The sequence below is a fragment of the Poseidonibacter sp. genome (assembly GCF_041821165.1).
Classification (GTDB): Bacteria; Campylobacterota; Campylobacteria; order Campylobacterales; family Arcobacteraceae; genus Poseidonibacter.
The window spans coordinates 1-25,120 of the sequence record NZ_JBGUES010000018.1; the positions used below are offsets into that span (position 1 = coordinate 1).

Sequence of the window (25,120 nt, forward strand, 5' to 3'; positions counted from 1 at the left end):
GATGCACTAGAGATGGCAATTATAACTAGAAAGCCTAATAAAGGATTAATATTTCATTCTGACCGAGGAACACAATATGCATCCAATTCTTTTAAACAATTGTTAAAAAAGAACAATATAACTCAAAGTATGAGTAGAAGTGGTAATTGTTGGGATAATGCTGTTGCTGAGAGTTTTTTTCATACTTTAAAAACAGAACTTTTTTATCAAGAAAGTTTAAAAAATAAATCCAAAACAAATGAAATGTTGTTTGAATATATTGAAATTTTTTATAATAGGAAGAGAAGACATTCATATACTAATTACTTGTCACCAAATAATTTTGAGGAGGAAATGTTACAAATCGAAATGGCTGCGTAGATAATTATTTATTTGTCCTGTTTAGGGTTGCTATATCACTTCGTTGCACGTGCATATATCCCACAACAAAATATCTTTAATCAAGAAAATAGCCTAAGAATAAGTGTAATAGAAGGAAACTATGGAGAGTTTGTATTAGAGAATAACTCACTTGTAAAAGATTCAGTTTTACAATCAAACTTAGATAATATAAAAGATCAAAATATAGTATCAACTAATACTCTTGAAAGAGCAATGTTAATTATTAATGATACTCCTGGAGTACAAATAAGTAAAGCAGAAGTAAGACCAGGACAAAAAGTAGGAACAAGTGACTTTTTAATAGGAGCAGATGCTAGTAAAAAATACTCAGGTTATATCTTAGGTGATAACTATGGTTCTCAATATACAGGAAAACATAGAATCATGGCAGGAGCTGATATAAATTCACCTTTTAAAATTGGTGATAAACTATCTTTATCTGCTCTAAGCTCAGAAGATGCAGGACTTTTAAATGGAAGAGTAGCTTATGAATTTCCTTTACATGCTAATGGTTTAAGAAGTGAAATAAGTTACTCAAAAACTGCATATGAATTAGGAAGTACTTATAAAAACTTAGATGCAGTTGGAAATTCTGATAGTGTATCTTTAAGAGTAGACTACCCATATATAAGATCAAGATTAGAAAACCTAAATGTATACGCAGATGTTTCTTATAATAAAATGAGTGATGAAATAAAATCAACAAATACTCAAACAAAAAAAGATTCTTATGTTCTAAAAGTAGGAACAGATTATACAAAAGATTCAGTATTTTTAAATAAGAATTCTCAAACAAGAGCTGGTTTGTCTTTAACTGTTGGAGATCTAAACTTTGATGATAAATCAGATAAAGATTTAGATGAAGCAGGTGCTAAAACAAATGGAAGATTCTCTAAAATAAATGTTGAATTGGGTCAAGACTTTGAATTAACTGATAAATTAAAATGGGAAAATTCACTTCAAATGCAATACGCATTAGGAAATAAAAACCTAGATGGAAGTCAAGATTTAAGTATTGGTGGGATAAATGGAGTTAAATTCTACCCAGATGGTGAAGCAAGTGCAGAAAATGGATATATATTAAGTACAGAACTATTATATGCCTTGCCAAACTTTAAAGATTTAAACTCATCCGTTAGTGTATTTTATGATGTAGGTAGAACATTTATGAGTAGAAATATAACTAATGAAAAATCAAAAACATTACAATCAATAGGTATAGGATATTATGGATCATATAAAGATATGTTTGTAAATACACATTTAGCTCATAATATAGCACATGATGTTACAGCAGAGAATAATTATTCTAATAGATTTTTAGTTCAAGCTGGTTGGGTTTTTTAGCATTTTGGAATTTTATAGAGTAAATAGTAATATTTACTCTATATTTTTTATGATAATTTAATACGTCCACTTAAGTTGTTCTCTTAATTTTACAACTTCTCCTACAACTATAATAGCAGGTGTTGGTATTCCTTTTGAATCTTCTACAATATTTTCTAATGTAGAAACTACAACTTTTTGATCAGGTGTTGAGCCCTTTGAAATCACTGCACATGGATAATCTTTACTTTTCCCATATTTCATTAAATTTGTTGTAATTAGTTCGATATTATGAAAGCCCATTAAAAATACTAATGTCTCATTATTTAAAAAACTTTGCCACTCTATTTGTGATATTTTTTTATCAGCTGATTCATGTCCTGTTACAACTCTAAAAGATGTAGTTACACCTCTATGCGTTACAGGAATACCAGCATAAGCAGGAACTGAAATAGCAGATGTGATGCCTGGTATTATTTCAAACTTTATATCTCTTTGATAAAGATAAATAGCTTCTTCTCCACCTCTTCCAAATACAAAAGGGTCACCACCTTTTAATCTTACAACAGTTTCATGTTTTAAAGCTGCTTGATAAATCATTTCATTGATTTCATTTTGAGGAACAGAATGTTTTCCATTTTGTTTTCCTACATAAATTAATTCGCAATTTTCTTTTGCCATATCTAAAATCTTAGGATTTGCTAATCTATCATAAATAATAATATCTGCTTCTTTTACAATTCTTGCAGCTTTTACTGTCATTAATTCTATATCACCAGGACCTGCACCTGTTAGGTATACTTTTGCCATTTCTATTTTTTATCCTCGTATAAAATTATATTGTATGTATAATATTTTCGTTTATTTTTAAAGCCGTGATTATATCATTATATATTTTAATTACTATTTTTGTGGTTTACAAAATGTTAATAAATTATCTAATTGGTCTTTTAATAACTGCAATTTTCTTGTAGAATTTATAAGATCATCTTGAGATTGAATAACCATATCTTCACTTTTATTAAGTTGCATTAAAATATCAGAAGAGTGAGTTAATTCATGAATAACTTTATCAAACTCATCTGTGATTTCTTCCAATTTTATTGAGGCATTTTCTGATTGTTCAATTGCACTAGCTGAATAATTCATAGCTGAATTAATCTTATCAATAAAGCAGTTAATTGTATTACTAGCAGCAACTATCTCTTTTTCAGCTTCTATTTTAATTGGTTCTAATTGCGTATCATCTGAAGCTTGTACTAAATTTTGCGAAAATTCAAAAAACTTTTTTGCGTTATTTTCAATTGCTTTTAGTTGAATAAAACTATAAAACATTAAAAGTATTATACTTAGTCCAAAAAAATACTCAATATATCTAAGATTTGTTGTTTTTTCTTCTGTATATTTTACATATAATAATACTAATGCTTCTACTTCTTGAAGTAGAGTATTATTTGTATTATAAATAGTATTTACAATATCTTTTAGTTCATCATTTTGATTGTTTTTTATTAAAATTTGTTCTTTGAATTTAGTAATATTAAAATTAAAATCATTCCATAATAGTTCAACTTTTCTTAGTTGTTCTTCTATTTGTTTTGTAGGAGCTTTTAAAATACCTATTTGCTTATTTCCATTTTTCAATGAATTAAGATTGAAAATAAACTCTTTACTTGCATTATTAAGTTCTGTAAATGAATGGTTTGTATTATGGTAAATATAAAAAATGTTTTTAGATATTTGTTGACTTAGCATTCTTTCTTTTGCAACAATATCAATTACTCGTGCATCTTTTCTATTTTTTTCATTTAGATAAACAGTTGTAAGAATAATACTTATCATAAGCATGATAAAAAATACTCCAATTATCCTTATTTTAGTACTAATTGCACCTGATTTCATATACCTACCCCTTTAAATAATGATTCTAATGATTCTTTGTCTTTTATAATTACATTACCATTTTCAATAATAATAGTTCCACTTCTTGATAATCTTTTTAAAACTCTTGATAAAGTTTCTGGTTGAATATGTAACATAAATGAAACTTCTTGTCTTTTTAATTGATTAAACATATCTAAATCTTGGTTTAGCATAAATGCAACTTTTGCTGTTGCATCAAAAACTAACTCTCTATTTAAAATACCTTGTAATTGATGAGTTTTTTTAAGAGAAATTTCCATTAACTCCATTGTTAGAATATTTTTTGATAAAAAAAGTTCTTGAAATTTTTTAAAATTAATAGATAAAATATAGGAGTCTTCTTTGCATTCTGCATTTGAGAAGTAGTAAATAGTATCTTGTTTAACAGAGGATAGTTCTGAAACCATACTATTTTTATAAATATGGTATAAAAATATTTCATTATCAAATTTATCAAGTTTATAAATTTTTATAAGCCCTTGAACTAAAAAGACTATTTCATCACTAACTTCACTCTCATAATAAAGAATAGAATTTTTAGGATAGTGTTTAACTTTTGATATATTTGATAATTCTTCTTTTTGTGTTTCTTCTAAGCTATCAAAAAAACTTATTTTGTTAATAGTCTCTTGTATATTCACGTCAGACCTTGTTATTGTTTAAGCAATTGTATATTATCCTAGTGAAATTATAAATTAAATGATATGAAACAAGGTATTAAATGAGTTTTAAAAAGTATATAAAAGCTGTTGGAACAGGACCAAAAGGTAATAGAGAATTAGAAGAAAATGAAGTTATAGATGCTATTGATTTAATTTTGCAAAATAAGGTTACACCTGCACAAATTGGTGCATTCTTAATAGGATGGAGAACAAAACTAGAATCAGACAATGAACTAAAAGCTTGTGTTAAAGCTTTAAAAAAATATGTAAAAACAAAAAAAATTGAGAATTCTTTAGAATTAGGATATTCTTTTGATGGACGTACTAATAATCCATTTTTATTTCCACTTTATGAGGATATTTTACAAGAATTTCATAAAAACAATAAAGATATAAAAGAACTAAATCTTGTGATTTCAGGAGATTTACTTCAACCTGCAAAAGTAGGAATTACAACAAAAGATATGTTTGATTCTCTTAACATAAAATCATACGTATATTTTTTTAATAGAGTAGAATATTTAAAGGAGTTGAGTGATATTACACCTTTAAGACATGAATTAGGATTAAGAACTGTATTTAATACTGTTGAAAAGTTATTGAACCCATCATTAAGTGAATATGGTGTTACAACTGCATTTCATAAGCCTTATGTTAAAAAATATTTATCAATGTTTAAAGATTACTATAAGACTATTTTAGTTGTAAAAGCAAGTGAAGGAAGTCCTGAAGTATTTAAAGATGGAAAATATTGGAAAGAAGTAAATGGTGAAATTATTGAAGTACCATTTAGCTTAAAAGATTTTGGAATTACTTACGATAAAACTTATGAAAATATTTCATTACAAGAAGCTTTAGAAATCGTAAAAAATCCAAGTGAAGAGATTTTAAAACTTGCTAAATTTAATATTGCATTATATTTAGTCTTTGCAAATAGAGTAAAAACTTTAGAAGAAGCATGGGAACGGTTAAATTAATTTGACCGTTTAAGTAAAATTATATTACTCTTTTAACAATAAAAGAAGGAAAAACAAATGCTAATAGATGGACATGGAAGAAAAGTAGATTATCTTAGAGTTTCAGTTACAGAAAGATGTAATTTTAGGTGCCAATATTGTATGCCTGAAAAGCCATTTTCATGGGTTCCAAAAGAGAATTTACTTTCATATGAAGATTTATTTAAATTTATTAAAGTATCTATTGATGAAGGAATCACTAAAGTAAGAATCACAGGTGGTGAACCATTATTAAGAGAAGGTTTAGATAAATTTATAAAAATGGTTTATGATTATAAAAATGATATCGATTTAGCTTTAACAACTAATGGTTTTTTACTTCCAAAAGTTGCACAAAAACTAAAAGATGCAGGACTTAAAAGAATAAACATATCTTTAGATACGCTAAAACCAGATGTTGCTGCTAAAATCGCACAAAAAAATGTATTAGAAACTGTATTAAAAGGTATTCAAGCAGCAGATGATGCAGGATTAAAAATCAAAATAAATTGTGTACCTATAAAAGGCATAAATGACCAAGAAATTACTGATGTATTAGATTTCTGTAAAGAAAGAGGATATACAATTAGATTTATTGAGTTTATGGAAAATCATCATGCAAAAGAGGGTGCTAAGGGTTTAAATTCAGATGAAATGAAAGAAATTATTTCAAGAAAATATAAAAACTTTGAAGAAGTGCCAAGAGATACAAGTTCACCTGCACAATACTATAAATTAGAAGATGGATACCAATTTGGAATAATAGAACCTCATAAAGATGATTTTTGTGCAGCTTGTAATAGAATAAGACTTACAGCAGAAGGTTTTTTAATTCCTTGTTTATACTTTGAAGATGCTATGAGTATAAAAGATGCTGTTCAAAATAATAGGATTGATGAAGCAGTTGCTATATTAAAAAAAGTGCTTGCTGATAAACCAGAAAAAAATAAATGGTCTGTAAAAGATGATAATGAAACATCAACAAGAGCATTTTATGAAACAGGCGGTTAATTATATTTTAATATAAAGTTAAGTATAATTCGCGTCCACTTTATATCAAGTGAGAATAACATATACCTATTAGGAGGTCAACATGGCTTTAGATCAGGACTTAAAAGCAGAAATCGTAGCAAAGTTTGCAAAAAAAGAGGGTGACACAGGTTCAGCTTCAGTACAAATTGCAATTTTAACAGAACAAATTAAAGTTTTAACAGAACACTTAAAAATTAATAAAAAAGATCACTCTTCAAGATTAGGTCTATTAAAAATGGTTGGAAAAAGAAAAAGACTTCTTAAATACTTAAGAAGAACTAACTTTACTGAATTTACTGAATTAGTATCTACTTTAGGAATCAGAGCTAAGTAATTTTAGCTTCTACTATAAAAAAAGGGTCATAGATTTTCTATGACCCTTTTTTTTTGCTTAAAATTAGCAATTACTCTTCTATAATTACGACTCTTAATAATAGTTTATGTATCATACAAGTAATAAAATATATCAGGATATAAATGTTATTAACAAAAAAGAGTGAATATGCACTTCTTTCTTTGATTTCTATTGCAAAAAGTGATAATCCAAAGAACGTAGATGTATTATCAAAAGAATTAAATATCTCAAAATCATTTTTAGCAAAAATTATGCAAAATCTAGCAAAACATGAGATAGTAATATCGCATAGAGGTGTAAATGGTGGATTTGCATTAAATAAACCTTATGATGAAATTACAATATTAGAAATTACAACAGCTGCAGAAGAAAAAATACCATCAGTATTTGAATGCTCACCTGCTGTTGAAAATTGTCCAAGTCAAAAAGGTATGCTTTGTACAATTTGGCCTTTATTAAATAACCTACAATCAAGAATAAATGGATTCTTAGAAGAACTTACACTAAAAGATATATCATAATGACCTTATTTCATATTTCACATACAGACCTAGATGGATATTGTTGCCAACTTATTACAAAAGAGTACTTTAAAAAAGGATTCTTTTATAATGCAAACTATGGTTTAGAAGTTAAACTTACAATTAAAAAAGTTTTAGAGGATATTTTAGAGCATAAAGATGAAGAAATTCTACTTTTAATCTCTGATTTAAACTTAACTAATCAAGAATCAAAAGATTTAAATAAAGATATTAATAAACTAATAGAAGAAGGTTTTAAAATAAAACTTCAATTATTAGATCATCATGCAAGTGGTCAAAAAAGTGCTGATACTTATGATTGGTATTTTTTAGATTTAACTAGATGTGCTACTAAAATTGTTTATGATTATTTTGTAGAAAATTATAATGCTTTTGATGAAGATACTAAAAAATGGTTAAGTCCTTTAGTTGATGCTGTAAATGCTATTGATATTTGGTTAGATCATGAAACTAAAAATTTTGAATTTGGAAAAGTTTTATTAATGATGGTTTCAAAAGCAAGAGAGATAAATAATACTTTATTTGCAAATGAAAACAGAGATTATAGAATCCATTTATTAAAAGAATCTACAAGATTCTTAGATGAAATAGATGGAAATATTAAGCTTGATAATGAATTACATTCAATTAAAAAAGAGTATTTAAAACTTGATGAAAAAAACAATACTTTAGATAACTTATCAGCAAGTTTCCTTGTAAAAACTTTAGATGAAATAAAAGATACTCTAACAGTTACATACAAAGAGCACAAGGGACTTTTAACATTTACTTTAGGCTCAATATCAATTCCTGCAAATGCCTTCTTAAAAGCAAATCCTGATTATGATTTCTTTATTGATGTTGGAAGAAAAGGAAATGCTTCATTTAGAGCTGATGGAAAAGTTGATGTTGCTTTAATGGCTGCAAAATTAGCAAAAGGTGGAGGTCACGTAAATGCAAGTGGAGCAAAGTTTGATGACTTTAAAGAAACTATCATTTATGATGATGTAAAAAAATACGTTCAAAAAAAACTAGATGCTTTATAGTATCAAATAACTCGATAAACTAACACTTTCCTAATACTAAAAGATATATATTTAAGATAATATTTTTAAATATATATTTATTAGGAAAACTCATGAATTATAAAAGAAAAATCAAACTAAAACCTTATAAAAAACGAGATGAAAACTTTGAAGAAGTTGATGAAAATCGTCTTATTGAAATGGCTTGGCAAGATAGAATGCCTTTTGAAGTAATATATTTACAGTATGGTCTAACACAAAATCAAGTAAAAAAGAAATTAAGAAGTTTATTATCAAAAAAAGCCTATAAAAGATGGTCTAAAAGAATAAGTAATAGAATTACAAAACACAATAAAAAGTGTGATCATAAACAGATTAGATTTCAAGGACCATATTAAAATTTTTTTTTAGCTGTTAATTTATGTGAATTTGATATAATTTAAAAAAATACAAAGGATGTAAAATGGATTGTGAATTTCCAAGTGTTAACTCAAATGATAAAGAAATATTAGAAATTTTTAATAATACAAAAACAATTGCAATCGCTGGTTTATCACCAGATGAAAGCAAAGCTTCAAATATGGTTGCACAATATCTTCAAAGTGCTGGATTTAAAATAGTTCCTATTTATCCAAAAGAAGAAACTATATTAGGTGAAAAAGTGTATAGATCACTTAGTGAAGTACCTTTTAAAATTGATATGGTAGATATTTTTAGAAAACCAAATGCAATTGCTAGTATTGTTGATGAAATTATTGAAATAGGAAATATTGATACAGTATGGACTCAATTAGGTCTAGTAAATAATGAAGCTGCACAAAAAGCAAAAGAAGCAGGATTAAAAGTAGTACAAAATAAATGTACGAAGATTGAACATAGAAGTTTATTCTAAAATTTTAAATTTCTTTTTTATTGGATGGATTGTTAAGTATTAACTTTGCGATACATCCAGATTTACCATCTTTTCTATTTTTAATAGAAATTTTTGCTCTTAATGCATCTGCTGCATTTTTAGCTAAAAATAGACCTAATCCAACACCACTTTGTGTACCAACTCTTTTAAATGGTGCAAATAAATCAATATCTTCATTGATACCAATACCTTCATCTAAAACTGTAATAATGATTTTTTCTTTTGTCTTTTTTAATCTAATTGAAATAGATTTATTATCAGGAGTAAATTTAATAGCATTTTGTACAAAGTTTTGTAATATTTGATTAAATAAAGTTACTTGCATTGAAGTATTAAAAAAGTTTACATTTGAGAAAAATGTAATAATTATATTTTTTTGAGCACTAAGCATTCTATAATCATTAGCCTTTTTTTTCATATATTCAACTAAATCTAATTCTGTTGTTTGTTCAAACTGAGCACCTTCTGCACGTCCAATATCTAAGATTGAAGATATCATAATATTCATATCATCAATTTGTTTAATTGTAAGTTTTAAAGTTTCTTCATATTTTTCTGTATCTCTTTGCTTTCTAAGTGTTACTTCATTTTTCAATTTCATAACAGCAAGTGGAGTTTTAAGTTCATGTGCAGCACCAATAAAAAGTTCTTTTTTAAATTTTACATAGGTTTCAATTCTATTTGTTAAAGAGTTAATAGAGTTAGCAAGTGAATGAAACTCAATAGGTAAATCTTTTTTATCAATTTTAGTTAGTGAATTTTCATCCATATTTGATAGTTTTTTATTAATTTGTAAAATTGGTTTTAAAAGAGACCTAGAAACTGCAAGTGAATATAAAAGCATTAAAATAAAACCAGGTATTGCTAATATAAATAGGTTTTTGAAAATAATTGAGTATAAAAGTTCTCTTTCAAAATTTATATTTCTTTTTATTTCAATAAATTTTCTATTTTTCATATCAAATGGATATAAAAGTTTTATAAAATAATTATTCCCTTTTTCATAGATATAAAATTTATAATCTTTAAGATTGATATTATTTATTAAATCAATTGTAGTATTTCTACTTTGAAGTGCTTGAAATTTTTGAGATTTTGTATATTCTGCGATTGATGATTTATGAATGTTTTTTGCATCTAATAACATACTTTTTTGAATATTTTCATAAACAGTACGTTTTGTATATGAGTAAAATATAAAAGATAGAGTAATAATAAAAAGCGAAGTAGCAATAATTAGTTTTGTATAAAACTGTTTGTATATACTCTTCGCTTCCATTTTACTCTTTATTATAAATTATTTAAATTTATTTTACTTCATCTGTTTTATTTGGGTAACAGAATCTGTATCCTCTTCTTCTAATTGTTTCAATTGTTGCAATATTTAATGGTTTATCCATTTTTTGTCTAATTTGATTTATAGCAACTTCAATTACGTTTGGAGTAACTAATTCAGGCTCTTCCCAAATTGCGTCTAATAATTGCTCTTTTGAAACAATTTGATCTCTATGTCTAGCTAAGTGAGTTAAAACTTCAAAAGGTTTACCTTTTAATTCAATCTCATTACCTGCATATTCGATTTTTTCTTCATCTGGATTAATGATTAAATCATCAATTTCAATTACATTCGTTCCACCAAATCTTAATCTAGCTTCAATTCTTGCAAGTAAAATATCAAAATCAAATGGTTTTTTAATATAGTCATCAGCACCTGATTTAAGTGCTTCAATTTCGCTTTCTTTATCATCTCTTGCAGAAATGATTACAACAGCAGTTCTTGAACTTCTATTTTTAACAATTTTACATAATTCAATACCGTCACCATCTGGTAACATCCAGTCAGTTAAAACTAAATCATAATTTCTAATATCAATAAAGTATTCAGCATCTTTATAGTTTTCAGCTGTGTCTACTTGGTATCCAAAGTCACTTAGTCCTTCTTGTAATGTTCTATTTAAAGTTATTTCGTCTTCAATAATTAATATTCTCATAAATTCTATCCCTTAAATTTAAGTTAAGTTTAAATTTTGACGGAATTGTACCATAAAAAAGAGAAAGTTTAAAGGCTTTTTAAGCTAAATTTCAAAATTCGTTAATAATTTTTATAGATTAACTTTTTATTAATATATAATTGATAAAATTAAGCCAAATAAAATACCCAAGGATTAGTATGAAAAAAATAGTTTTAAGCCTAGTAGCAACACTAGCAATATCAACAATATCGTTAAATGCAGCTGATTATTATGCTTCAGTTGATGGAGAAAAAATTACACAAGCTGATATTGCATTAGTTTTACAAGATCCAAGAATAGATTTTTCTAAATTACCTGATAGTGCACAAAAAAGGGTATTAAATGAAATAATTAATAAAAAATTATTATCTCAAAAAGCAGTAAAAGATGGAATTGAAAAAGATCCAGCTTACAAAGATGCATTAGCAAAAATGAAACAAGATTTAGCATTTCAAGTTTGGCAAAAAAATGAAGTTGCAAAAATTGATGTAAGTGAAGAAAAACAAAAGAAATTTTTTGATGAAAATAAAGAAAAATTTGTAATGCCTGCTAACTTAGAAGCAAGACATATTTTAGTAAAAACAGAAAAAGAAGCAAAAGATTTAATTAAATCATTAAATAAAGCAAAAGATAAAGAAGCAAAATTTATTGAATTAGCAAAAGAAAAATCAGTTGGACCAACAGGAGTTAAAGGTGGTTACTTAGGTAAGTTCCCAGCTAATCAAATGGTTCCAGAATTCGCTACTGCTGCGTCTTCTTTAAAGAAAAAAACATATTCTCAAGCACCTGTAAAAACACAATTTGGTTACCATGTTATATATTTAGTTGATAAAGTAGAATCTAAATCATTATCTTTTAATGAAGTAAAAGGTAAAATCTCACAAATGTTATTAGGAAACGAATATAACGAAAGAGTTAAATCTATAACTGATGAGCTTAGAAAAAAAGCTAAAATTGTAATTAAATAAGGAGAATATATTGGGTGTATTAGATGTAGTTAAACCAGGAGTTTTAACAGGAAGTGAGGCAAAGAAATTATTTGCTTATGCAAAGGAAAATAAATTTGCAATACCTGCTGTAAATGTTGTAGGAACAGATTCAGTAAATGCTGTATTAGAAGCAGCTGCAAAAGTTAATTCGCCAATCATTGTACAATTTTCAAATGGTGGAACTAGTTATTATGCAGGTAAAGGTTTAAAAACTGAAGATGCTTCTATCTTAGGTGGAATTAGTGGAGCAATTCATGTTCATACAATGGCTGCTGCTTATGGAGTTCCTGTAATTTTACATACAGATCATGCTGCAAGAAAATTATTACCTTGGATTGATGGTTTATTAAAAGCTGGGAAATCACACTTTGCTAAAACAGGAAGACCATTATATACATCTCATATGTTAGATTTATCAGAAGAACCATTAGAAGAAAATATTGCAACTTGTGTTGAATATTTTAAAACAATGTCTGAACTTGATATGATGATTGAAATTGAACTTGGAATTACAGGTGGAGAAGAAGATGGTGTTGATAACTCAGAAGTTGACAATGCTTTATTATATACTCAACCTGAAGAAGTATGTTATGCTTATGAAGAGTTAAGCAAAGTAAGTCCTAACTTCACAATAGCTGCATCTTTTGGAAATGTTCATGGTGTTTATAAGCCAGGAAATGTTGTATTAAGTCCAAAGATCTTAGAAAATTCACAAAAATTTATTCAAGAAAAACACTCAACATCAGCACAACCTGTTGATTTTGTATTCCATGGTGGTTCAGGTTCTGAATTAGGCGAAATTAGAGAAGCAATTGAGTATGGTGTTATCAAAATGAATATTGATACAGATACACAATGGGCAACTTGGGATGGTGTTAGAGAATATGTAGCTAAAAACCATGATTATTTACAAGGTCAAATCGGTAACCCAGATGGTGAAGATAAACCAAATAAGTCTTATTATGATCCAAGAAAGTGGCTACGAGCTTCACAAGAATCAATGATTGCAAGATTAGAAGTTGCTTATTCTGATCTTTGTGGTATTAACAAAAACTAATAAAAAACTAACAAATATTAAAAAAAAGAGAAGTTAATTTACTTTAGCTTCTCTTTTTTCCTTTCTTTATTAAATTCCTATCTTTTTACTTAAAAAAAACGTATAATAATGCCTATAAAAAGGATACTTATGAATATAAAACTACTAAAAAATGATATTGAAAAAAAACAATTTGATGTTGAAATTGTTTTAGTTAAAAATATTAAAAATTTAAACAAAAAAGAGAAAGAAATATTAAAAGAAATCAATTTTGATGTTAAATCATCAGATGCGTATTTTCATACAAATACAAAAAAACTTTTTATTGCTTGTACGGTTTTAAAAAAAGAGGATTTAAAGATTGCATTTTCAACTGCAATTAGAACAATCAAAAAATTTAAATTTAGTACTATTAAAATAAATTTACTACAAGATAAAAAAGAGTTAAATATTCAAGATATGGTTGAAGGTTTAGTTTTAGGTAATTATGAATTTACAAAATATAAATCAGAAAATAAAAAGAGTAAGACATTTAAAATTTTAATATGTACACAAAATTCAAAAGAAGATATTAATTCATTAAATAAAAAACTTCAAGATATTTTAGCTATTACATCAAGTGTTAATATGGTTAGAAATATAGTTAATACACCTCCTGAAGATTATTATCCTCAAATAATGGCAGAAGATGCAATAAAGATTGCAAAAAGAGATAATTTAGAGTGTATTATTCATGGGGAAGAATATTTATTAAAAAATCAAATGAATGCTATGTTAAGTGTTGGTCGTGCTTCAAGACATGAATCAAAGCTTATACATCTATCATATAAGCCAAAAGAGCCAAAAGGAAAGATTGTCTTAGTTGGAAAAGGTTTGACTTATGATAGTGGAGGTTTAAGCTTAAAACCAGCAGAATTTATGGTTTCTATGAAATGTGATAAAAGTGGTGGTAGTGCAGTTTTAGGTATTATGAATACATTAAAAGCATTAAATTGTCAATATGAAGTACATGGTATTATTGGTGCTGTTGAAAATATGATTGGTGCAGATGCCTTTAAACCTGATGATGTTTTAGTTGCTAAAAATGCAAAAACAATAGAAGTAAGAAATACAGATGCAGAAGGAAGACTAGTTCTTGCTGATTGTTTATGTTATGCACAAGATGAAATTGAAGATATTGATTATATTTTTGATTATGCAACATTAACTGGAGCTTGTATTGTTGCACTTGGAAATCAAACTATTGGAACAATGGGACATAGTAATAAATTAAAAACAAAAATGCAAAAAGCTGCAGATAGTTCAGGTGAATTAATTGGAGTACTTCCTTTTAATAGATATTTACCAGCTATGATAAAAAGTAAAATTGCAGATATTACAAATAGTTCAAGTTCAAGAGCAGGTGGAGCTATTACAGCTGGGTTATTCTTGGATAATTTTATAAAAAAAGAGAATAAGAAAAAATGGCTTCATTTAGATATTGCAGGTGCTGCATATAGTGAATCTCCATGGGCTTATAATTCATTTGGAGCAACAGGTTCTGGTGTAAGACTTACATTAGATTTTATAAAAAAATTGGATAAATAGTAGGAATTCCTACTATTTAATTCATTAGAGCATTTTCATATTTTGGATAAAGATTTATAATAGATCGTTCAAATTCATCTTTTATCATATCCATGTTTCTAAATTCTTCTGGTTTATTTAATTGAAGTATTTCAAATACACTAAGACCTTTTTTTGCAGATTCTTTAAGAGTATTATCTAAATAAATTAAATATCTTTTCATTTGGTCAAATGGCTCTTTATTATATGATATAGGACCGTGTCCTGGAACTAAAACTTTATAATCTACTTGTCTTAATTTTTCTAAAGAGATAATCCATTTTTCAATATTTGCATGTGGTGTTGCAGCAATTCTATTATAAAAAATTAAATCAGATGCAAATAGAGTTTTCGTATATTCATCATATAATGCAATATCTGAATCAGTATGACCCTCTAAATATATAACTTTTAGTTTATGTTTTCCTAGTTTTATATATTTATCAACAAAAGGCTTTAAGGTTTTATTAGGAGCTTTTACTTCTGTTTTATTCATCCATTTATATGTAAGATTTAATAAATTTATAATATATAAATCACCATTATTAGAAATATCATTTTTTGTATATTCACTAGCTAAAATAGTAGAATTTTTAAAAGCTTGATTTCCTAAAAAATGATCAGGATGATGATGTGTATTTATTACCATTTTAATAGGTTTATTTGTAATCTTTTTTATTGCTTCAAGCATTTGTTGTCCATATCTAAATGAAGAACCTGTATCAATTACAATAACACCTTCTTTTGTAATAATAAAAGATGAGTTTGAAATATTACCACCATTTTTTACAGAAAAAAATTCTGTTTCTCCAATAAGTGAATAAGTGTTTTTTGCTATTTTTATTGGTTTTAATTTATAATCAAAGTCTTGAGCAAATAAAGTAAGACTTAAAAGTAGAAATATTGATATCTTTTTTATATTAATCATTTTTCAACCTTTATAATTTTGTAGTAAAATTATACTCATTACTATCTGTATCTAAAAGTTCAATTTTATATGTTCCATTACCTTCATTTGTTTCTAAAAGAATTCTAGGGTTTTCACTAACAGAAGCATAAATTTTCATTTTACCTATTGATTGGTTATTTGATAAAATATTTATATCAGAGATATAAAATTCAGGATTTCCTACAAAAAAACCTGTTTCCATAGGATGGAAAACAGACCATTTTATTCTATATGACTCATTATTTTTCCAAATATTACTTTTTGTACGACCTAATAAATCTTCATAGTTTGAAACAGAACTTGCAACTGATGAAACAGAACAACCTCCACCAAAACTATTTATTTGTGCACTTGCTACATGCCATAAGCCATTTTTATCTAAAACAACAGCTCGTAAAGGTGTTCCTTGGGCAATTTTAATATTTAATGATAAAATTGGATTCATTTTTAACAAATCAAAATCAGCAATTTTTACGATTGCATTTAAATCAGCAAAAACTACCATTCTTTTTGCATTTTCAATTTTACTTGCATCAATAAATATAGGAACTTGTAGTGGATTATCAGCAAATGATGGGACATTTATTTGTATATTTTTATCATCAAAAATATACTTTTCCTCTCCAATCATTTTTATTATAGTCTCCTGCCATACAGGAGAATTTAGTGGGTCTTTTGCGTAAGTTAGTTGATTAATTAATAAAATCATAAACAATAATTTTACAATATTTGTAAATCTATTTTCCATAATATGCCTTTTTAATTATTTTTTAAAACTATTGGACTTTCATATGTAACATTGTATTTTTTAAATATATTTTTTAATGTATCATCTTTATGATATTGATCAATAAAACCTTCAATTTTATAACCTAATGCTCTAAAATCATGTCTTACAGCAATTCCAATATCCCATTTTGAAGTAACATAATCAATTTTTTCACTCATAAAGTATTTATCTTGATTTTTATTAAAATCTAAAAGGTATTCAAGTTGTGATTTTAATCCTGCAACTGCTGAAAGCTTTTTATCTTTTAAGTCTTTAATTGCTGTTTCTATTGAAACATAGTGTTTAACATTAGGTCTAAGTTGACCTTGAAAAGATGATGTTAAATGGGCATCAGGTAAAGTATCTAATTCAACACCAACAGTGTTATATTTAAATTGAGCTAAACTATTTAGTTTTTCAATTTTACTTTTATCTGTAGCAATTACCCAGTTTTCAGCATGATAAGGAGCTTTCATAACTACTAATTCATTAGATAAAGCACCTGTTGTTTTATCTTTTTGTCTAATAAATTCATAATCATAAGGAACCCTAAGCATTACATCAGCTTTTGTCTTATGTATGATATGACCTTTCCAAATTACATTTCTTAAATCATCTTCAAGATTTTCATCAGAACCAGTCCAATACCATATAGGTTTAACACCTAAAGAAGAAGCGATTTCTTTACCTAAATCAATATCAATACCTTTTTCTACACCATCTTCAATAAATGAATAAGGAGGAAAGTTTTCATATATTGCAATTATTATGTTTCCTGATTCTTTTATTTCTTCAATAGTTCTTGCATTGATATTTGAGATTAGTATTAAGATTAGAAATGTAATTTTATAAATCATAATCTATAAATCATCACTATTTAAAGTTTCAATCCATGCTCTAATTGTCCAAATTGCAGTTGGAGTTAAAACATCTTTAAATGGAGGCATATAAACATTACCATTTCTAACAGCACCATCTTGTACTTTTCCAATAAAGTATTCATCTGTATCATCATCAGGTCCACCTAATGCTCTTAAATCAGGTGCTATACCACCAGAAACAGCACCTAAACCATGACATCTAGCACAGTTAGTATTATAAGCACCTTTTCCAATTTCCATTGCTAATTCATTACCTCTAAATGGATTTACTATTACGTCCTCAGCAATATTTTTTAAACCTTTTGTTTCAACTGCTTGTGGGCTTACATCTCCATGTGCAAATGCAAATGTTGTTGAAGCAAATAATGCGAAAGCTAGTTTAGTTATTTTTTTCATAAATGTCCTTTTCTTGTTTTCATAATCGAAAGTATATAATCATTTTATAGCCTGATTATAGCGCTATAAATTATTTGTTTTTTGCTATATTTAGGCTATATAACTCTAATATAATAATTTTTACTAATAAAGGATTATTATGCAAATTAAATTATTGATTATTGTCTTATTGTTTAATTTTAACATTTATGCACAAGAAAAATTAAGAGTTGGCGTATTAGCTTACGGAACTGTTAATTGGGAATTAGAAGTATTAAAAAATAATGCTTTAGATAAAAAAAATGACTTTGAATTAGAAGTTGTTAAGTTAGCTTCAAAAAATGCTGTAGCAATTGCATTACAATCAAAAACTGTTGATATTATTGTTAGTGATTGGGTTTGGGTAAATAGACAAAAAGCAAATGGAAAACATATGAGTTTTTACCCATATTCTAAAGCAATTGGCGCACTTTATATTCAAAATAATGAGAATATTAAAACACTTTTAGATTTAAAAGATAAATATATTGGAATTGCAGGTGGTAGTGTAGATAAAACATGGATACTATTTCAGGCATATAGTAAATATAAATATAATCAAGATTTAAAAAATATTATAAATGAAATTTATGCAGCTCCTCCAATTTTATATAAAAAAGTTTCAGATAAATCTATATTTGGAGCAATGAATTTTTGGCATTACAACGCTAAATTAGATAAAAATAATATTAAAAGATTAATTGGAGTTGAAGAAATTTTTAAAGAATTTGATATAAAAAATGATATTCCTTTAGTTGGTTGGATTTTTGATACAAATTTTGCAAATAAAAATCCTAAATTAATAAATAACTTTTTACAAGCATCTTATGAAAGTAAAAAGTTGCTATTAGATTCATCTTTACAATGGGATAAAATTAGACCACTAATGAAAGCAAAAAATGATAGTGAATTTGATTCTTTAAAAGAAGGTTATAAAAAGGGAATTGTAAAAGATTATTCACAAGAAAATATTAAATCTGCTTCGAAAGTATTTGAAATTTTATATAAAGAGGGTGGTGAAAAATTAGTTGGAAAAAGTAAAACTTTAAATGAAGATATTTTTTGGAACTTTTCACCTAATATTAAATGGTAAAACTAATGCAATCAAAAACAAAGTTTATCTCATTTCTTAGTATTTTTATTATTTGGCAGGCTTTAGCTATCTTGATAAATTCAGATGTTTTTCCAACAGCTATTAATGTATTTAGAAGTTTATATGAACATACATTTCATGGTGAACTTCTTGAGCATCTTGCTATTACATTATATAGAGTATTAATAGCATTTTCTGTTGCTATGATAATAGGTGTATTTTTTGGAATATTAATGGGTATTTATAAAAAAGTAGATTCTTTTTTTGATACTTTATTAGTTATTGGTTTAAATATTCCTGCATTAGTTACTATTATAATTTGTTATATTTGGTTTGGATTAACAGATTTTGCACTATTACTTGCAGTTATTATAAATAAAGTTCCAATGGTTATTGTAACAATAAGAGAAGGTGCAAGAGCTATGGATAAAAAATATATACAAATAGCACAAATTTATAATATCTCAAAAATGCAGAGAATTAAACAAATCTATTTACCACAAATTTATCCATATTTAATGGCAAGTGCAAGAACAGGTTTATCTCTTATTTGGAAAATAGTTTTGGTTGTTGAGTTATTAGGTAGAAGCTCAGGTATGGGATTTCAATTATCAATGTTTTTCCAATTTTTTGATATTACAAGTATTTTGGCATATTCAACTGCATTTATTATTGTAATTTTGATTATAGAATCATATATTTTAAGACCCTTAGAAAAAAAAGTAAATCAATGGAGATAGTAAAGTGCTGAATATTAATATAGAAAATAAAAACTATCAAAATAAACAAATAATTAGTAAGTTAAAACTTCAAATACATAATGGTGAGTTTATATCAATAATTGGACCTTCAGGTTGTGGTAAAACTACACTATTAAATATTATCTCAAATCTTGATAAAGAGTATAATGGGGAAATAAGTCTTGATAATAAAAAAGATTTAGATATTGGTTTTATGTTTCAAGATTCAAGAATTATTCCATGGCTTAGTGTATTTGATAATATTATGTTAGTTTCTAAAGAAAAAAATGAAGCAGATATTATAAGTTTATTAAGTGATATTGGTTTAAAAGATTATATTTATTCTTTTCCTAAAGAACTTTCAGGAGGAATGAAAAGAAGAGTTTCCTTAGTTCGTGCATTTATAAATAAACCAAAACTTTTACTTTTAGATGAACCATTTATTTCACTTGATTATCCAACAGCTCAAAGTTTAAGAGCAGATTTTATAAGATTCTATAAAAAATATTTGCCTACAGTTATTTTTGTAACACATGATTTAAAAGAGGCTATTTCTTTATCAAATCGTATAGTTTTTTTAGATTCAAAACCTATGAAAGTAGTATTAGATTATAAAAAAGAGATTGATTTTACGCAAGATTTAGAATCATTAGAAATTGAAAAACATAAGTTAGAAATATTAGAGAAATATCCTTTATTATTATCTGGTAAAATTCAATAGAACTTATGTTCTATTGAATTGAATTTTCAATCATTTTTACTACTGTTTGATTTACTTTATTCATTATTTTTTCATCTTTTTGTAGATTTTTAGCTAAATTATAAATAATTCTTATTTCATCTTTTTTATCTTTTAATTCATAAATGGCAATACTTAATGGACAATACATTATATTATTAGGATTTATTTCCATCATTTCAAAAGTTAAAGACATTTTACAAAAACCTATTTTTTCAGCATTTGTAAATACTGCTTCTTTTTTATAATGTGATGATATTTTTTTTAAAGCATTTCCGATTTTTGCTCTATATGCAAATATAAAACCATTTTGCTCTATTTCATCTAAGATTGTAAATGATATATCAGAATATTTTCCTTTTACATCATAGGTAATATAGTCATCATTTACAGTTTTTATATAAGATGCTTGTAGATTTAAAGTAAGAAATAATACAAATAAAATCAAGATATGCTTTTTTATATTAAACATATTTTATTCCTTACAACTTACTTGGAATGAAGCAACACCTAAAGTATCTAAATCATTAGTAGGGTGTAAAAAACCATCTTGAGGTGATGTTGATACTAAAGCCTTTGGATGAACTAAAGATATAGGTTGACGTAATTGTCCATTAAATTGTCTAAAACTAAGTTTTCTACCTTTATATGCACCTATTTCAAAACTATCACTATAAAAAAGCTTTAAATTTGTTTCTTTATCTAAAGATTTTGTTTTACTTAATGCAGAAACTATAATTTGAGTTGCAAGCCATGCTGAGTAATCTTTTGAATTCATCCATCTTTTTGCATGTTTTTCAAATCTATTTTGTAATTGTGCTGCACCCCATTGTTCAATTACTTTATGCCAAGTAAGTGCCTGTAAGCCCTGTGTCCCTGCTATTGGTCTTGCTAACCAAGTATTAAAATATAAATACTCTCCAAAATCTCCATAATAATCAGCTGTTAAAACAACATCATAATCTTTACCTTGTGTAAATGCAGGTATTTCAAGTTGAGCTCTTCTTCTAATATCAGCATTTAGTTTCCATGTTTTTTCTTCTAAAATATTTCCACCAAATTTTTTAGCAGAATTTTTTAAAGACTCTGCTATTTCAATATCTTTTGGGTTTGTTCCTTTTATTAAAAGCCAATTTTTCAAATTTCTTTTTACTAAAAATTGAATTAATGCATCACTTAACATTGCATCACTAGGAGCTGTATGTAAAAGATTTTTATTACATGAATTCATTCTTAGTTGTGTTGAATTATTTGTTGCATTTATAAAAATAACATTTTTAGCTTTTTCTTGTTTTAATAATTCATTTAAAAGTTTAGTTTGAACATTTAAGATTACAAATGTATTGTTTTTATTTGTCCATTGATTTAATTTATTTATTAAATCTTCATGATTATAAGATATCTCTTTTTCTAAAATAAACTTTTGATTTAAAAACCTAGCATTTCTATTTGAATCTTTTATTGCAAGTTCAATTCCCTTAAGTGCACTATCTTTTGGCTCTTCAATCACATTTGATAAAGTTGGTGGTTTTTTGATTTGCTCTTCTAAATATAAGATGTTTATATCTAAAACATTAGCTTTTATAAATGATGTAAATAAAATCATAAATATCAATATTTTATTCATAATTAGCCTTTTTTATTTAAGTATACAGAATAAATATAGCATGAATATAGGTATGTTTCATAATCTATAAATTTATTAATTTTTATAAATTCAAGTCTATATTTTGATATATTTTTTAAAGGTTTGTGCTAATATTTATAAAAAAGGTTATAAATGAAGAATATAAAAACAATTTTAATGTCAATATTTATATTATTTATTTTATTTCAAGGTGCAGTTTATTTTTATCAAAAAAATGAATCTAAGAAAATTGAAAATGTAACTTCAAAAAATGACACAATCTTTCAAAGAGAATATTCTATAACGTTTGGTGAGAATGAAAAAAATGTAATAGTAGTAGAGTTTATAGATCCTGAGTGTTATCCATGTAAACAGTTTTATCCAATGATAAATGAAATGTTTAATAAATATAATAAAGATATAGCTTTAGTAATTAAGTATTTGCCAAATCATAGAAATTCTGAAGAAATTATAAAAATTTTAGAAGCTTCAAGATTCCAAAATAAATATAAAGAAGTTTTAGCCGTACTATTTGATAAGCAAGATTTATGGTCAGCTTTTAATTCTGAAAACCCAGATTTAAAATGGAATTTTTTAAAAACAATTAATGACTTAGATATTGAGAAATTAAAAATTGATATGAATAATACAAAAATACAAGCAATAATCAACCAAGATAATATGGATGCAAGAGTATTAGGGGTAAGAGGAACACCTGCTGTTTTTGTAAATGGAAAAAAATTGGCAGTTTTATCTTTAAAAGAATTATTAGCTTTAGTAGAAAGTGAAGTTAATAAAAAATAAGTTAACCTATATTCAGGCTATAAACCTAATGTATACTTTTCCTAAATAAATTTAGGGGAACTATATGAAAAAAATTAAATATCTTTTACCACTATTAGGTTTAACTACAATATTAAATGCTGATAAGGTATATATATCAAATGAAAAAGATAATACACTTTCTGTAATTGATTCAATTACACAAGAAGTTGAGCAAACAATACAAGTTGGACAACGTCCAAGAGGTATTACTTTTAATAAAGATTATACAAAACTATATATTTGTGCTAGTGATGATGACACAGTTCAAGTATTAGATATCAAAACTTCAAAAATTATCTATAATCTACCATCAGGAGAAGATCCTGAGCAGTTTGATTTAAATCCTAAAAAGAATGAATTATATGTTGCAAATGAAGATGATGCAATATTAACAGTAATTGATACAGTAAAAAAAGAAGTTATTACACAAATAGAAGTAGGGATTGAACCAGAAGGAGTTGCTGTTAGTCCTGATGGAAAAATTGTAATTAACTCAACAGAAACTTCAAATTTCTTACATTGGATTGATACAGATACTTATAAAATTGTTCATAATACATTAGTAGATGACAGACCAAGACATATAGAATTCTCAAAAAGTGGAGATAGAGTATGGGCATCATCTGAAATTGGTGGAACAGTTACTGTAATTGATACAAAAACAAGAGAAAATTTAAAAAGAATAACTTTTAAAATTCCAGGTGTTTATAAAGATAAAATTCAACCAGTTGGTATAAAACTTACAAGTGATGGAAAATATGCTTTTGTTGGTTTAGGACCTGCAAATCATGTTGCTGTAATTGATGCTAAAACATTCAAGGTAATAAAATATCTATTAGTAGGACAAAGAGTTTGGCAATTAGACTTTTCTGATAATGAAACTAAACTTTATGCTGCAAATGGTGTAAGTGGAGATATATCAATTATTGATGTAGAGAGTTTAAAAGTTAAAAAAACAGTAAAAGTTGGAAGATTTCCATGGGGAATAGCAGTTAAACCTGCAAGTTAAAATATGATAAATCAACTTGAAATTAGAAATATATCTTATAAATATGAAAAAGATTTAGTTTTAAAAAATGTTAGTCTTAATATAAAAAAAGGTTCTTTTTTAGTTTTACTTGGTCTTAATGGTGCAGGAAAATCAACACTTTTCGCATTAATTACAAGATTATTAAAATTACAATCTGGAGATATTTTAATAAATAACTATTCTATTTCAAATTATAAAAAAGCACTAGAAAATATTGGAATAGTTTTTCAAGAACCAACATTAGATTTGGATTTGACTGTTAAACAAAATCTAGTGTTTTCAGGTGCTTTAAAAGGGATATCTTTTAAAGAAACAATGCTTTCTATAAAAGATGAATTATCAACTTTAGAATTAGAAAATAAACTTGATGTACGAGTTCGTGATTTAAACGGTGGTCATAGAAGAAGAGTAGAAATTCTAAGAGCTTTAATTGGTGAACCATCACTTTTATTGCTTGATGAGGCTACTTCTGGACTTGATATAAAAACAAGATATAGCATAATTTCGTATATTAAAGAGATTGTAAAAAAAAGAAATATTTCTGTTTTATGGATTACTCATTTATTTGATGAAATTGATGAAAATGATAAGGTAGTTATTATAAAAAAAGGTGAAATTATTACTTCAGGAATTGTATGTGAAATAGTTTCAGAAAATAAAAAAGATTCTTTAACAGAAGTTTTTGAATCTTTAACAAAGTGATTATATGAAAAAGTTATATTATTGTGCATTAGGAATTATATATAAAGAATTACTTCGTTTTGTAAAACAAAAAAGTAGATTTTTTTCTGCACTTGTAAGACCATTGCTTTGGTTATTTATTTTTTCAGTTGGATTTAAATCAGCACTTGGTTTGGCAATTATTCCACCTTATGAAACATACATTACTTATGAAACATATATCGTTCCAGGTCTTGTAGGGATGATTCTTTTATTTAATGGAATGCAAAGTTCACTTTCAATGATTTTTGATAGAGAAATGGGATCTATGAAGATACTTTTAACTTCAAATATTTCAAGGTCTTACTTATTGTTTTGTAAAATGTTTGCAACAGCAATAGTATCAACTATTCAAGCAATGGTTTTTTTATTTATTGCATTTCTTTATGGAATTGATATTCCAATCTTAGGATATTTTTTAGCAGTTCCTGTGATTTTATTTACATCAATTATATTAAATGCTTTTGCTCTTTTTATATCATCAGTAATAAAACAATTAGAAAATTTTGCTTCTGTTATGAATTTTGTAATTTTTCCAATGTTTTTCTTATCTTCTGC

General features: G+C 26.1%; 30 protein-coding genes. 19 read left to right on the forward strand and 11 right to left on the reverse strand.

Features of this window, described 5'->3' with window-relative positions:
- On the forward strand, nucleotides 1-360 hold a 360-nt coding region (locus tag ACERKK_RS03010), incomplete at its 5' end, for a transposase (protein ID WP_373771598.1).
- Nucleotides 361-387: 27 nt separating this feature from the next.
- Entirely contained in the window at nucleotides 388-1,728 is a 1,341-nt protein-coding gene (locus ACERKK_RS03015) for a ShlB/FhaC/HecB family hemolysin secretion/activation protein (protein ID WP_373771599.1), read from the forward strand.
- Between the two features lie 57 nt (nucleotides 1,729-1,785).
- Here the strand turns inward: ACERKK_RS03015 and cobA are convergent, their stop codons facing one another.
- From cobA to ACERKK_RS03030, 3 genes are all read right to left on the reverse strand, one after another.
- Nucleotides 1,786-2,517 carry a uroporphyrinogen-III C-methyltransferase gene (cobA, locus tag ACERKK_RS03020; RefSeq protein ID WP_373771600.1) on the reverse strand — a complete coding sequence of 244 codons (732 nt, stop codon included), beginning with the start codon at nucleotides 2,515-2,517 and terminating at the stop codon, nucleotides 1,786-1,788.
- Nucleotides 2,518-2,610: 93 nt separating this feature from the next.
- Nucleotides 2,611-3,609 (reverse strand): type IV pili methyl-accepting chemotaxis transducer N-terminal domain-containing protein, encoded by a 999-nt coding sequence (locus ACERKK_RS03025; RefSeq protein ID WP_373771601.1) that lies wholly within the window; start codon nucleotides 3,607-3,609, stop codon nucleotides 2,611-2,613.
- Entirely contained in the window at nucleotides 3,606-4,271 is a 666-nt protein-coding gene (locus ACERKK_RS03030; protein ID WP_373771602.1) for a Crp/Fnr family transcriptional regulator, read from the reverse strand. Before ACERKK_RS03030 ends, ACERKK_RS03025 begins: the two co-directional genes overlap by 4 nt.
- A gap of 80 nt (nucleotides 4,272-4,351) precedes the next feature.
- Here ACERKK_RS03030 and ACERKK_RS03035 point away from each other — a divergent pair, with 80 nt between their 5' ends.
- The 7 genes from ACERKK_RS03035 to ACERKK_RS03065 all read left to right on the forward strand — a co-directional run bounded on the left by ACERKK_RS03035 (nucleotide 4,352) and on the right by ACERKK_RS03065 (nucleotide 9,112).
- Complete coding sequence (locus tag ACERKK_RS03035) at nucleotides 4,352-5,269, forward strand: glycosyl transferase (protein ID WP_373771603.1); 918 nt, start codon at nucleotides 4,352-4,354, stop codon at nucleotides 5,267-5,269.
- 57 nt (nucleotides 5,270-5,326) lie between these two features.
- Nucleotides 5,327-6,298 (forward strand): GTP 3',8-cyclase MoaA, encoded by a 972-nt coding sequence (moaA, locus tag ACERKK_RS03040; protein WP_373771604.1) that lies wholly within the window; start codon nucleotides 5,327-5,329, stop codon nucleotides 6,296-6,298.
- A gap of 82 nt (nucleotides 6,299-6,380) precedes the next feature.
- Nucleotides 6,381-6,653, forward strand: a complete 273-nt coding sequence (rpsO, locus tag ACERKK_RS03045) for a 30S ribosomal protein S15 (protein WP_373771605.1) — start codon at nucleotides 6,381-6,383, stop codon at nucleotides 6,651-6,653.
- Between the two features lie 143 nt (nucleotides 6,654-6,796).
- Nucleotides 6,797-7,195 (forward strand): Rrf2 family transcriptional regulator, encoded by a 399-nt coding sequence (locus tag ACERKK_RS03050; protein ID WP_373771606.1) that lies wholly within the window; start codon nucleotides 6,797-6,799, stop codon nucleotides 7,193-7,195.
- A complete protein-coding gene (locus tag ACERKK_RS03055) occupies nucleotides 7,195-8,241 on the forward strand; it encodes a DHH family phosphoesterase (RefSeq protein WP_373771607.1) in 1,047 nt (348 codons plus the stop codon). The genes ACERKK_RS03050 and ACERKK_RS03055 overlap by 1 nt, the downstream gene beginning before the upstream one ends.
- 92 nt (nucleotides 8,242-8,333) lie before the next feature.
- Complete coding sequence (locus tag ACERKK_RS03060; protein WP_373771608.1) at nucleotides 8,334-8,618, forward strand: TIGR03643 family protein; 285 nt, start codon at nucleotides 8,334-8,336, stop codon at nucleotides 8,616-8,618.
- Nucleotides 8,619-8,683: 65 nt separating this feature from the next.
- Nucleotides 8,684-9,112 carry a CoA-binding protein gene (locus ACERKK_RS03065; protein ID WP_373771609.1) on the forward strand — a complete coding sequence of 143 codons (429 nt, stop codon included), beginning with the start codon at nucleotides 8,684-8,686 and terminating at the stop codon, nucleotides 9,110-9,112.
- A 4-nt stretch (nucleotides 9,113-9,116) separates the two neighbouring features.
- Here the strand turns inward: ACERKK_RS03065 and ACERKK_RS03070 are convergent, their stop codons facing one another.
- Complete coding sequence (locus ACERKK_RS03070; protein ID WP_373771610.1) at nucleotides 9,117-10,412, reverse strand: ATP-binding protein; 1,296 nt, start codon at nucleotides 10,410-10,412, stop codon at nucleotides 9,117-9,119.
- A 28-nt stretch (nucleotides 10,413-10,440) separates the two neighbouring features.
- The gene (hsrA, locus tag ACERKK_RS03075; protein WP_373771611.1) at nucleotides 10,441-11,124 is read right to left on the reverse strand and encodes a homeostatic response regulator transcription factor HsrA; all 684 of its coding nucleotides are present in this window, start codon (nucleotides 11,122-11,124) and stop codon (nucleotides 10,441-10,443) included.
- Between the two features lie 179 nt (nucleotides 11,125-11,303).
- Here hsrA and ACERKK_RS03080 point away from each other — a divergent pair, with 179 nt between their 5' ends.
- The 3 genes from ACERKK_RS03080 (at nucleotide 11,304) to ACERKK_RS03090 (ending at nucleotide 14,757) form a co-directional block, all read left to right on the forward strand.
- Nucleotides 11,304-12,113 (forward strand): peptidyl-prolyl cis-trans isomerase, encoded by an 810-nt coding sequence (locus ACERKK_RS03080; protein ID WP_373771612.1) that lies wholly within the window; start codon nucleotides 11,304-11,306, stop codon nucleotides 12,111-12,113.
- A 10-nt stretch (nucleotides 12,114-12,123) separates the two neighbouring features.
- Entirely contained in the window at nucleotides 12,124-13,191 is a 1,068-nt protein-coding gene (gene fbaA / locus ACERKK_RS03085) for a class II fructose-bisphosphate aldolase (RefSeq protein ID WP_373771613.1), read from the forward strand.
- Between the two features lie 129 nt (nucleotides 13,192-13,320).
- Complete coding sequence (locus ACERKK_RS03090) at nucleotides 13,321-14,757, forward strand: leucyl aminopeptidase (protein WP_373771614.1); 1,437 nt, start codon at nucleotides 13,321-13,323, stop codon at nucleotides 14,755-14,757.
- A gap of 16 nt (nucleotides 14,758-14,773) precedes the next feature.
- Here the strand turns inward: ACERKK_RS03090 and ACERKK_RS03095 are convergent, their stop codons facing one another.
- From ACERKK_RS03095 to pedF, 4 genes are read right to left on the reverse strand one after another with little or no spacing between them, the layout of a single operon-like run.
- Entirely contained in the window at nucleotides 14,774-15,703 is a 930-nt protein-coding gene (locus ACERKK_RS03095) for a quinoprotein relay system zinc metallohydrolase 1 (RefSeq protein WP_373771615.1), read from the reverse strand.
- A 10-nt stretch (nucleotides 15,704-15,713) separates the two neighbouring features.
- Nucleotides 15,714-16,472 carry a quinoprotein dehydrogenase-associated SoxYZ-like carrier gene (locus ACERKK_RS03100; protein ID WP_373771616.1) on the reverse strand — a complete coding sequence of 253 codons (759 nt, stop codon included), beginning with the start codon at nucleotides 16,470-16,472 and terminating at the stop codon, nucleotides 15,714-15,716.
- Between the two features lie 11 nt (nucleotides 16,473-16,483).
- Nucleotides 16,484-17,350, reverse strand: a complete 867-nt coding sequence (locus ACERKK_RS03105) for a substrate-binding periplasmic protein (protein ID WP_373771617.1) — start codon at nucleotides 17,348-17,350, stop codon at nucleotides 16,484-16,486.
- Nucleotides 17,351-17,353: 3 nt separating this feature from the next.
- Nucleotides 17,354-17,770 (reverse strand): cytochrome c-550 PedF, encoded by a 417-nt coding sequence (gene pedF, locus ACERKK_RS03110; protein WP_373771618.1) that lies wholly within the window; start codon nucleotides 17,768-17,770, stop codon nucleotides 17,354-17,356.
- 139 nt (nucleotides 17,771-17,909) lie between these two features.
- On the opposite strand from pedF, the gene ACERKK_RS03115 reads away from it, so the two are divergent.
- Genes ACERKK_RS03115 through ACERKK_RS03125 form a run of 3 tightly spaced genes read left to right on the forward strand, consistent with a single transcriptional unit; the run spans nucleotide 17,910 to nucleotide 20,342 of the window.
- Nucleotides 17,910-18,881, forward strand: a complete 972-nt coding sequence (locus ACERKK_RS03115; RefSeq protein WP_373771619.1) for an ABC transporter substrate-binding protein — start codon at nucleotides 17,910-17,912, stop codon at nucleotides 18,879-18,881.
- A gap of 5 nt (nucleotides 18,882-18,886) precedes the next feature.
- On the forward strand, nucleotides 18,887-19,621 hold the full coding sequence (locus ACERKK_RS03120; protein WP_373771620.1) for an ABC transporter permease: 735 nt from the start codon (nucleotides 18,887-18,889) through the stop codon (nucleotides 19,619-19,621).
- Nucleotides 19,622-19,625: 4 nt separating this feature from the next.
- Complete coding sequence (locus ACERKK_RS03125) at nucleotides 19,626-20,342, forward strand: ABC transporter ATP-binding protein (protein ID WP_373771621.1); 717 nt, start codon at nucleotides 19,626-19,628, stop codon at nucleotides 20,340-20,342.
- A gap of 10 nt (nucleotides 20,343-20,352) precedes the next feature.
- On the opposite strand, the gene ACERKK_RS03130 is transcribed toward ACERKK_RS03125, so the two are convergent.
- Together ACERKK_RS03130 and ACERKK_RS03135 are read right to left on the reverse strand one after the other, a co-directional pair.
- Nucleotides 20,353-20,832: a DUF302 domain-containing protein gene (locus ACERKK_RS03130; RefSeq protein WP_373771622.1), complete on the reverse strand. Its 480-nt coding sequence runs from the start codon at nucleotides 20,830-20,832 to the stop codon at nucleotides 20,353-20,355.
- Nucleotides 20,833-20,835: 3 nt separating this feature from the next.
- Entirely contained in the window at nucleotides 20,836-21,987 is a 1,152-nt protein-coding gene (locus tag ACERKK_RS03135; protein ID WP_373771623.1) for an ABC transporter substrate-binding protein, read from the reverse strand.
- A gap of 153 nt (nucleotides 21,988-22,140) precedes the next feature.
- Between ACERKK_RS03135 and ACERKK_RS03140 the strand changes: the two genes are divergently transcribed.
- From ACERKK_RS03140 to ACERKK_RS03155, 4 genes are all read left to right on the forward strand, one after another.
- On the forward strand, nucleotides 22,141-22,791 hold the full coding sequence (locus ACERKK_RS03140; RefSeq protein ID WP_373771624.1) for a thioredoxin domain-containing protein: 651 nt from the start codon (nucleotides 22,141-22,143) through the stop codon (nucleotides 22,789-22,791).
- Nucleotides 22,792-22,855: 64 nt separating this feature from the next.
- Entirely contained in the window at nucleotides 22,856-23,821 is a 966-nt protein-coding gene (locus tag ACERKK_RS03145; protein ID WP_373771625.1) for a PQQ-dependent catabolism-associated beta-propeller protein, read from the forward strand.
- 3 nt (nucleotides 23,822-23,824) lie between these two features.
- On the forward strand, nucleotides 23,825-24,544 hold the full coding sequence (locus tag ACERKK_RS03150; protein WP_373771626.1) for an ATP-binding cassette domain-containing protein: 720 nt from the start codon (nucleotides 23,825-23,827) through the stop codon (nucleotides 24,542-24,544).
- Nucleotides 24,545-24,548: 4 nt separating this feature from the next.
- The coding region (locus tag ACERKK_RS03155; RefSeq protein ID WP_373771627.1) for an ABC transporter permease at nucleotides 24,549-25,120 on the forward strand (572 nt) is incomplete at its 3' end.

Excerpts from the sequence above, each read along its gene's own strand:
- cobA (WP_373771600.1), bottom strand. The coding sequence starts at position 2,517 with ATGGCAAAAGTATACCTAACAGGTGCAGGTCCTGGTGATATAGAATTA.
- ACERKK_RS03025 (WP_373771601.1), bottom strand. The coding sequence starts at position 3,609 with ATGAAATCAGGTGCAATTAGTACTAAAATAAGGATAATTGGAGTATTT.
- ACERKK_RS03035 (WP_373771603.1), top strand. The coding sequence starts at position 4,352 with ATGAGTTTTAAAAAGTATATAAAAGCTGTTGGAACAGGACCAAAAGGT.
- moaA (WP_373771604.1), top strand. The coding sequence starts at position 5,327 with ATGCTAATAGATGGACATGGAAGAAAAGTAGATTATCTTAGAGTTTCA.
- rpsO (WP_373771605.1), top strand. The coding sequence starts at position 6,381 with ATGGCTTTAGATCAGGACTTAAAAGCAGAAATCGTAGCAAAGTTTGCA.
- ACERKK_RS03050 (WP_373771606.1), top strand. The coding sequence starts at position 6,797 with ATGTTATTAACAAAAAAGAGTGAATATGCACTTCTTTCTTTGATTTCT.
- ACERKK_RS03055 (WP_373771607.1), top strand. The coding sequence starts at position 7,195 with ATGACCTTATTTCATATTTCACATACAGACCTAGATGGATATTGTTGC.
- ACERKK_RS03060 (WP_373771608.1), top strand. The coding sequence starts at position 8,334 with ATGAATTATAAAAGAAAAATCAAACTAAAACCTTATAAAAAACGAGAT.
- ACERKK_RS03065 (WP_373771609.1), top strand. The coding sequence starts at position 8,684 with ATGGATTGTGAATTTCCAAGTGTTAACTCAAATGATAAAGAAATATTA.
- ACERKK_RS03070 (WP_373771610.1), bottom strand. The coding sequence starts at position 10,412 with ATGGAAGCGAAGAGTATATACAAACAGTTTTATACAAAACTAATTATT.
- hsrA (WP_373771611.1), bottom strand. The coding sequence starts at position 11,124 with ATGAGAATATTAATTATTGAAGACGAAATAACTTTAAATAGAACATTA.
- ACERKK_RS03080 (WP_373771612.1), top strand. The coding sequence starts at position 11,304 with ATGAAAAAAATAGTTTTAAGCCTAGTAGCAACACTAGCAATATCAACA.
- ACERKK_RS03090 (WP_373771614.1), top strand. The coding sequence starts at position 13,321 with ATGAATATAAAACTACTAAAAAATGATATTGAAAAAAAACAATTTGAT.
- ACERKK_RS03095 (WP_373771615.1), bottom strand. The coding sequence starts at position 15,703 with ATGATTAATATAAAAAAGATATCAATATTTCTACTTTTAAGTCTTACT.
- ACERKK_RS03100 (WP_373771616.1), bottom strand. The coding sequence starts at position 16,472 with ATGGAAAATAGATTTACAAATATTGTAAAATTATTGTTTATGATTTTA.
- ACERKK_RS03105 (WP_373771617.1), bottom strand. The coding sequence starts at position 17,350 with ATGATTTATAAAATTACATTTCTAATCTTAATACTAATCTCAAATATC.
- pedF (WP_373771618.1), bottom strand. The coding sequence starts at position 17,770 with ATGAAAAAAATAACTAAACTAGCTTTCGCATTATTTGCTTCAACAACA.
- ACERKK_RS03115 (WP_373771619.1), top strand. The coding sequence starts at position 17,910 with ATGCAAATTAAATTATTGATTATTGTCTTATTGTTTAATTTTAACATT.
- ACERKK_RS03120 (WP_373771620.1), top strand. The coding sequence starts at position 18,887 with ATGCAATCAAAAACAAAGTTTATCTCATTTCTTAGTATTTTTATTATT.
- ACERKK_RS03130 (WP_373771622.1), bottom strand. The coding sequence starts at position 20,832 with ATGTTTAATATAAAAAAGCATATCTTGATTTTATTTGTATTATTTCTT.
- ACERKK_RS03135 (WP_373771623.1), bottom strand. The coding sequence starts at position 21,987 with ATGAATAAAATATTGATATTTATGATTTTATTTACATCATTTATAAAA.
- ACERKK_RS03140 (WP_373771624.1), top strand. The coding sequence starts at position 22,141 with ATGAAGAATATAAAAACAATTTTAATGTCAATATTTATATTATTTATT.
- ACERKK_RS03145 (WP_373771625.1), top strand. The coding sequence starts at position 22,856 with ATGAAAAAAATTAAATATCTTTTACCACTATTAGGTTTAACTACAATA.
- ACERKK_RS03150 (WP_373771626.1), top strand. The coding sequence starts at position 23,825 with ATGATAAATCAACTTGAAATTAGAAATATATCTTATAAATATGAAAAA.